The organism is Roseateles sp. P5_E11, from assembly GCF_054049355.1.
Window position 1 is genome coordinate 1 of record NZ_JBFUMO010000299.1, and the last position, 7019, is coordinate 7019.

At 63.0% G+C, this 7019-nt stretch carries 9 protein-coding genes; 7 read left to right on the forward strand and 2 right to left on the reverse strand.

The window, feature by feature from the left end; all coding sequences use genetic code 11:
* From ACXJKR_RS19810 to ACXJKR_RS19840, 7 genes are all read left to right on the forward strand, one after another.
* On the forward strand, positions 1-424 hold a 424-nt coding region (locus ACXJKR_RS19810), incomplete at its 5' end, for a TonB-dependent receptor domain-containing protein (protein ID WP_457324271.1).
* Between the two features lie 67 nt (positions 425-491).
* Entirely contained in the window at positions 492-1193 is a 702-nt protein-coding gene (locus ACXJKR_RS19815; RefSeq protein ID WP_457324272.1) for a 2OG-Fe(II) oxygenase, read from the forward strand.
* Between the two features lie 425 nt (positions 1194-1618).
* Positions 1619-2260, forward strand: a complete 642-nt coding sequence (locus ACXJKR_RS19820; protein ID WP_056197813.1) for a hypothetical protein — start codon at positions 1619-1621, stop codon at positions 2258-2260.
* A gap of 79 nt (positions 2261-2339) precedes the next feature.
* The gene (locus ACXJKR_RS19825) at positions 2340-3164 is read left to right on the forward strand and encodes a MotA/TolQ/ExbB proton channel family protein (RefSeq protein ID WP_056197812.1); all 825 of its coding nucleotides are present in this window, start codon (positions 2340-2342) and stop codon (positions 3162-3164) included.
* 38 nt (positions 3165-3202) lie between these two features.
* Positions 3203-3628 (forward strand): ExbD/TolR family protein, encoded by a 426-nt coding sequence (locus ACXJKR_RS19830; protein WP_056197810.1) that lies wholly within the window; start codon positions 3203-3205, stop codon positions 3626-3628.
* Between the two features lie 15 nt (positions 3629-3643).
* Entirely contained in the window at positions 3644-4084 is a 441-nt protein-coding gene (locus ACXJKR_RS19835) for an ExbD/TolR family protein (protein WP_457324273.1), read from the forward strand.
* Positions 4085-4165: 81 nt separating this feature from the next.
* Positions 4166-5425, forward strand: coding sequence for a hypothetical protein (locus ACXJKR_RS19840; RefSeq protein WP_457324274.1), 1260 nt, complete (start codon positions 4166-4168; stop codon positions 5423-5425).
* A gap of 290 nt (positions 5426-5715) precedes the next feature.
* Here the strand turns inward: ACXJKR_RS19840 and ACXJKR_RS19845 are convergent, their stop codons facing one another.
* Together ACXJKR_RS19845 and ACXJKR_RS19850 are read right to left on the reverse strand one after the other, a co-directional pair.
* Positions 5716-6474 (reverse strand): 3-hydroxyacyl-CoA dehydrogenase, encoded by a 759-nt coding sequence (locus ACXJKR_RS19845; protein WP_056197804.1) that lies wholly within the window; start codon positions 6472-6474, stop codon positions 5716-5718.
* A 107-nt stretch (positions 6475-6581) separates the two neighbouring features.
* The coding region (locus ACXJKR_RS19850; protein WP_457324275.1) for a nucleoside monophosphate kinase at positions 6582-7019 on the reverse strand (438 nt) is incomplete at its 5' end.

Below are 7019 nucleotides of genomic sequence, written 5' to 3' on the forward strand. Positions count from 1 at the left end.
GGGCAGCCTCACACCGAGCTGGGAAGCGACTATCGTCACCAAGAGTAGCGAAACCAATGTCGTGACGGGTGATGTTGAAGACACCTTGGGCAAGTACCTGCGGGGTGGCCCGGTGGTGCGAGTCAAGCAAAACGTCAGCCTCGACTGGGATACCGACGCCTGGGCAGGCGGCGTTCGCTACTTCCGTCAAAGCGGCTATCGCGACTACGACGAGGTGCGTCACGTGCCCAAGTACGACCTGTGGAGCCTGCAGGGCCAATACAAGGGCGTGAAGAACCTGGTCCTTACAGCCGGCGTCTTGAACCTGCTCGACAAAAAGCCGCCGACGACGGTCCAGGAAGACTATTTCCAGGTCGGTTTCGACCCGACCTACGCCGACGTCAAGGGCCGCAGCTTCTACGTGCGCGCCAACTACAAGTTCTGATCCGCATCGATCGAACAGAATCCAGCAGGCCTTCGGGCCTGCTTTTTTATTGACGTTCAACCTTTCCATGGACTACATCAATCCGGCTCTCGACCTGAACCAGCTCACTGCACAGTTCGGCCGTGACCGCCGCCTACTGATCCGCGATTTCTTCAAACCGGATGTCGCCGATGCCTTGGCTCGCGCCGTCGAAGCTATCGACTGGAGCTTGTGCTATCGCGACGCTGAGGGCGACCGTCGTCTGACGGGCGAGCAACTGCGCGGGCTCGGTGAAAACCAGCGAAGCCATCTGAGCAACGGCATCATGGAAGTCGCCCGCCGCCAATTTCAGTTCTCCTTTTTTACTGAATCCCTCGCGGATGCAATGAATCGCGGCGAAACCGGGCTACTGGCACGTTTCATACGCTGGATGGCCGATGAGAACTTTCTGAACGTGATGCGCGACATCACCGGCGTGCGGGAGGTCAACCGCGTGTACGCCCAGGCGACGATGTATGCCCCGGGGAGCTTCCTGCTCGCCCACGACGATCACGTTGACGTCGAAGACCGACGCCTGGCCTATGTCATCAACCTGACGCGGCAATGGCGACCGGACTGGGGTGGTCTGCTGAACTTCAGCGAGCGCGACGGCACCGTCAGCGACAGCTTCTTCCCGCATTTCAATTCACTCTCGCTGTTTGCAGTGCCGCAAACCCACTTCGTCTCCTATGTGCCGCCGTTTGCCCAGGGCCAACGCAACGCCATCACCGGGTGGTTGATTGCTGCTTGAAAGGGTGGCCTCGCCTGAACCCTCCGGCTTTGTCCGCCTTTTGTGTCCAGATGCATGTAATCGCGCTGTTTCGCTTGCCCGGGTTAGCCCCAGGAAGTCGTGACAAAAGCGACGGCTAAGATGCCGGCATGGCCAGATTTGGCCGGTGGTGTAGTCTCTCGCTGCGCCTGGTTCGTGGCGATGAAACGCGTGCCCGACGGCTCTACTGCCACCGGGCGTTTTTTTTGCCTTGAACAGGTGTAAAGAGGCTTTACACACCGGCGGCACTGCGTGTTTTCGACGAGGCGGAATCGTTGCTTCCGCGATTTAGAATCCACGCCCTTCGGGAACCAGTTCACGGCAGGAGCGCAACTTTCGCCGTGGCGGTGGCCGCTTGTCCGAGAAGAGTCATTGACTGTGATTTGTAGTTGCAAGAAGGAGCGCGCATGAATTTTGCGCAGGAGAAGCAGGGCGCATCCCGGTTCACGGGCTTCGGCATCGTCGTCCTGATCCACGTCGTGGCCATCTACGCGCTGGCCAGCGGTCTGGCTCGCGATATCGTCAAGAAGGTCACCGGTCCCATCGACGTCAAGGTGATCGAAGAGAAGGTCAAACCGCCGCCGCCGCCAGAGAAGGTGGTGCCTCCGCCGCCGGATCTCAAGGCGCCGCCTCCGCCTTTCGTGCCGCCGCCCGAGTTCCAGGTGACCGCACCCGCGCCGCCGGCCCCGGCCATCGTTTCCACGCAGGTTCAACCGCCAGCCGCCGACATTCGCCCGGCGCCGCCGCCGGTGGTCGCTGCACCGCCTCCGCCTGCTCGCACGGGCCCCGTCAAGGCAGCCATGGTCTGCACCAAGATGGGCAAGCCTGAAATGCCGTCGGTCAACTGGAGCGGCGAAGCTCTGTACAAGGCTATCGCCACCGTGAAGGCAGGCCGTGTCACAGCCGTTGAAATCACCTCGCAGCGTGGTGGCGTGGATCGCAAGGCGCAGCGCGCCCTGATCCAGGCCATCGAAGCTACTCTGCGTGACACCTACGAATGCCCGGGCGATCACGTGTTCGAGCAGGAGTTCCAGTTCAAGATCGACTAAGAGACCTGCTTAGAACCCGGCGCCAGACCGGCGCTTTCAGAACCGCATCAAAACAGAATTTTTCCTAGGAGTTGACTCCATGATTTCTCGCATCACCGGCTTCCTTGCCGCCATCGCCATGGTCGCGACCCTGGCCGTTTCGCCTGCCCACGCGCAAGATCAGAAGCCGGCCGACGCCGCCTCGGCCGCCGTGGTTGACGCCGCCGCCGCTCCGGCTGCTGCCGCCTCCAAGCCGCAAGACAACCCCTATGGTCTGGCCAACATCGTTGCCCATGGCAACGTTGTCGACCAGGTCGTGCTGTTCATCCTGGCCATGATGTCCATGGGTTCCTGGTACATCCTGGTCGTGCGCCTGTGGGACACGAGCAAGCTGTCCTCCGAAGCCAAGGAAGTCCGCGCCACCTTCTTCAAGAAGGCCAGCCTGGCCGATGGCATCCGCAGCCTGAAGGAAGAAAGCGCCTTCCGCTACATCGCCACCACCGCCATCGAGGCTTCGGAGCACCATGAGGGCGCCCTGACCGAGAACATCGACCACAGCAGCTGGGTGACGATGAACGTCGACCGCGCCGTTGCCGACGTCAACACCAAGATCTCGGCCGGCCTGGGCTTCCTGGCGACCGTCGGCTCGACCGCTCCCTTCATCGGCCTGTTCGGTACGGTGTGGGGCATCCTGAACGCGCTGACCGCCATCGGTCTGGCTGGCCAGGCTTCCATCGACAAGGTCGCCGGCCCCGTGGGCGCCGCGCTGATCATGACCGCTATCGGTCTGGTCGTCGCCGTTCCGGCCGTGCTGGGCTACAACTGGCTGGTGAACCGCAACAAGGGTGTCATGAGCCAGGTTCGTTCCTTCGCCGGCGATCTGCACGGCGTGCTGATGGGCAACCGCTCGGTCGCCAAGCGCTAATTCATCCCTGAGCAGCCGCTCGTAAAGGAGCCAATGCCATGGGCATGAACGTCGGATCCTCTTCCGGCGATGACGAGGTGGTCTCGACCATCAACACCACGCCCCTCGTGGACGTGATGTTGGTGCTGTTGATCATCTTCCTCATCACCGTGCCGGTGGTGACGCAGTCGATCGCGGTGAATCTCCCCAAGGAGACCAACCAGATTCGCGTCACAAAACCGGAAAACATCGAAATCTCGGTCAGCAAGGACGGTGACGTCTACTGGGGTACCAAGCTGATTCCCGACATGGAGGAGCTGGTCAAGCGCCTCGGCAAGGAGTCGGTCAAGAACCCGCAGCCCGAGGTCCATATTCGCGGCGACGACAAGGCGCGCTACGAGTCGGTCGGTCGCGTGATCTTCGCCAGCCAGCGTGCCGGCATCATGAAGGTCAACTTCGTCACCGAGCCGCCGGCTCGCAACTGATCCCAGGAGTCAAACATGGGAATGAATGTCGGAAGTTCGTCGGGAGATGGTGACCCCGAAGTCATGATGGACGTCAACACGACGCCGCTGATTGACGTGATGCTGGTGCTGCTGGTGATGCTCATCATCACCATCCCCATCCAGCTGCATACGGTCAACCTGGACATGCCACCGCCGAKCACGACGCCGCCTCAGCAAGACCCGGTCGTGCACACCGTCATGATCGACTTCGACGGCACTGTCTACTGGGATGAAGCTGCGCTGGCGAACAGCAAGGACGCAGTCGACGCCAAGATGCAGGAAATCGGCGCGATGCCGATCAGCGATCAGCCTGAAATCCATATCAAGCCGAACAAGCTGGTGGACTACGGCGTCGTTGCGGCGGTAATGGCCTCGGCCCAGCGTAACAGCGTCAAGAAGATGGGCATGGTTGGTAACGAGCAATTCGTCAAGTGACGTCTGCGGGACCGCTGACCACGATACTGTGATGCGCGCTGCCCGAAAGGGCGGCGCGTTTTTGCTTTGCAGGAGAGCAAGTTGAAGACTCTGAAAACCATGGTGGCCGTCGCCGTTGGCGCCCTGGCCCTGACCCTGAACGGCGCGCCCGGCGCGGAGTTCGGCTTCAGCCAGGCGGCCGCCCAGGACAGCGTGCGCAAGGAAGTCGGCACGCCGCTGACCGAGGCCAGCAAGTTGGTCAAGGCCGGCAAGTACAAGGAAGCGCTGGGCAAGCTGCGCGATGCCGAAGCCGTGGGTGGCCGCACCGCCGGCGAAACCAATGCCATCGAAGGCGTGCGTTTCTCCGCCGCGATGGGCGCCAACGATCCCGACACGATGGCGCGCTCCTTTGACGTGCTCAAAGGCGCGGGCAAGCTGGGCCAGGCCCAGCAGCTGCAGTACATGGAGGCCATCGCCGGCACCTATCTGCGCAACCGCGACAACGGCAAGGCCCTGACCTGGGCGCAGCGCTACTTCAAGGAAGGCGGCAACAGCCCGAYCATGAAGCAGGTGCAGCAGAACGCGCAGTTCCTGTCCGGCGACATGACATCGACCATCAAGGACACGCTGGACGAAATCGCTGCCGACGAGCGTGCCGGCCGTGCGCCACCCAAGGACAAGCTCAACCTGCTGCTGTTCGCGGCCCAGAAGAAGGGCGACGGCAACGCGGAATCCGTGGCGACCGAGAAGCTGCTGAACTTCTATCCGGATCCCAAACTGTGGGCCCAGATCCTGGGCGGCATGCCGCAGAAGAAGAGCTTCGACAGCAGCCGCTACGCGCTGGATCTTTATCGCCTGCGCCTGGTCACGGGCAACATGTCGCGCGGTGCCGAGGACTACATGGAGATGGCCCAGCTGGCCGCTCAGGCCGGCTATCCGGAAGAGGGCAAGCAGGTCGTTGACAAGGGCATGGCCGCGGGCGTGCTGGGTCAGGGGGCCGAAGGCGCCCGCCACAAGCGCCTGGCCGACCTGATGGTCAAGAAAATTGGCGAAGCCAAGGCCGCTGCAGCGGCCAACGAGAAGGCTGCCGCGGATGCCAAGGACGGCAACGAGTTCGTCAAGCTGGGGCTGGCCAATGCCTTTGGCGGCAACGCCAAGAAGGGCATCGAGCAGATCGAACAAGGTATCGCCAAGGGCGATCTGAAGCGCCCCGAAGACGCCAAGCTCTACCTCGGCCTGGCCCACCAGCTGGCTGGCGAAAGCGCCAAGGCACAGGCGGCCTGGAAATCGGTCAAGGGCAATGAAGGCGCCGCTGACCTGGCGCGCCTGTGGGTCATCCAGTCGCGTTCAGCCAAGCGCTGATCGTTGGGGATCTCTAAATGAAAAGGGCCTGGTGCGAACAGGCCCTTTTTCATTCCGCTGCCCGTTCGATACTGGTATTCCGGGCCGAGCGCTGGGCCTGCCATGGGCCAGAGGCCCATGGCCTTCCGTAGGCACAAGCAGTCCGCAGGGACTGCTTGTGTCCGACTCCAGTTCACCGAGCCGGCCCGCTTGGCGATGTGCTTGCGGCTCGATGCCGCAAGCATCGCCGTCYCCTCGGGGAACCGGCTGGGCGCGCCCGCGTGCAGCAGGGCGAGACAGGACGAGGGGCGTTATTTCGGTGCCAGGCGGATCGCGCCGTCCAGGCGGATGACCTCGCCGTTCAGCATGTCGTTGGTGACGATCTGGTGCACGAGCTTGGCGTAGTCCTCGGGCTTGCCCAGGCGGCTCGGGAAGGGGACGCTCGCGGCCAGCGCGTCCTGCACCTCCTGGGGCATGCCGAACAGCATCGGCGTGCCGAAAATACCTGGGGCGATGGTCATGTTGCGGATGCCGTTGCGGGCCAGGTCGCGGGCGATGGGCAGCGTCATGCCGACCACACCGCCCTTGGACGCCGAATAGGCCGCCTGGCCGATCTGGCCGTCATAGGCCGCGACCGACGCCGTCGAGATCAGCACGCCGCGCTCTCCAGTCGGTTCTGGCTCGTTCCTGGCCATGGCCTCGGCGGCCAGGCGGATCATGTTGAAGCTGCCGATCAGGTTGACCGTGATGGTCTTGCTGAAGGCCGCCAGCGGGTGGGCACCGTCCTTGCCGACTGTCTTGATGGCCGGCGCGATGCCGGCGCAGTTGACGAGGCCGACCAGCTTGCCCAGGCCCGTGGCTGCAGCGACGGCAGCCTGGCCATCAGCCTCCTGGCTGACGTCGCATTTGACGAAGAGGCCACCGAGCTCGGCGGCCACGGCCTGGCCACGTTCGGCCTGCAGATCGGCGATGACGACCTTGGCACCGTGGGCCGCCAGCATGCGGGCCGTGCCTTCACCGAGGCCCGAGGCGCCGCCGGTGACGATGAACACCTTGCCTGCAATTTCCATGATGAGGATCTCCTGGGTATGGGGAACGGTTGACGTAAACGTCAATTGTGGACGACAAAAAAGCCGCGGGGCATGCGCGCCGCGGCTTGTTCTTGGGGTGAGAACGCTCAGGCCAGCGCGGCCAGGGCCTTCTTCATGATGTCGTCGACCGAACCGACGCCTTCGATGCGGCGGTACTTGGGTGCATTGGCATCGCCCGTGGCGGCCCACTGCGAGTAGTAGTCGACCAGAGGCCGGGTCTGGGCCGAATAGACATCCAGGCGCTTCTTGACCGTCTCTTCCTTGTCGTCCTCCCGCTGGACCAGCGGCTCGCCGGTCTCGTCGTCCTTGCCTTCGACCTTGGGTGGATTGAACTTGACGTGATAGGTGCGGCCTGAGGCCACATGCACGCGGCGGCCGCTCATGCGTTCGATGATGGCGTCGAAGGGCACGTCGATCTCGAGCACGTAATCCAGCTTGACGCCGGCAGCCTTCATTGCATCGGCCTGAGGGATGGTGCGCGGGAAGCCGTCGAAGAGGAAACCCTTGGCGCAGTCGTCCTGGGC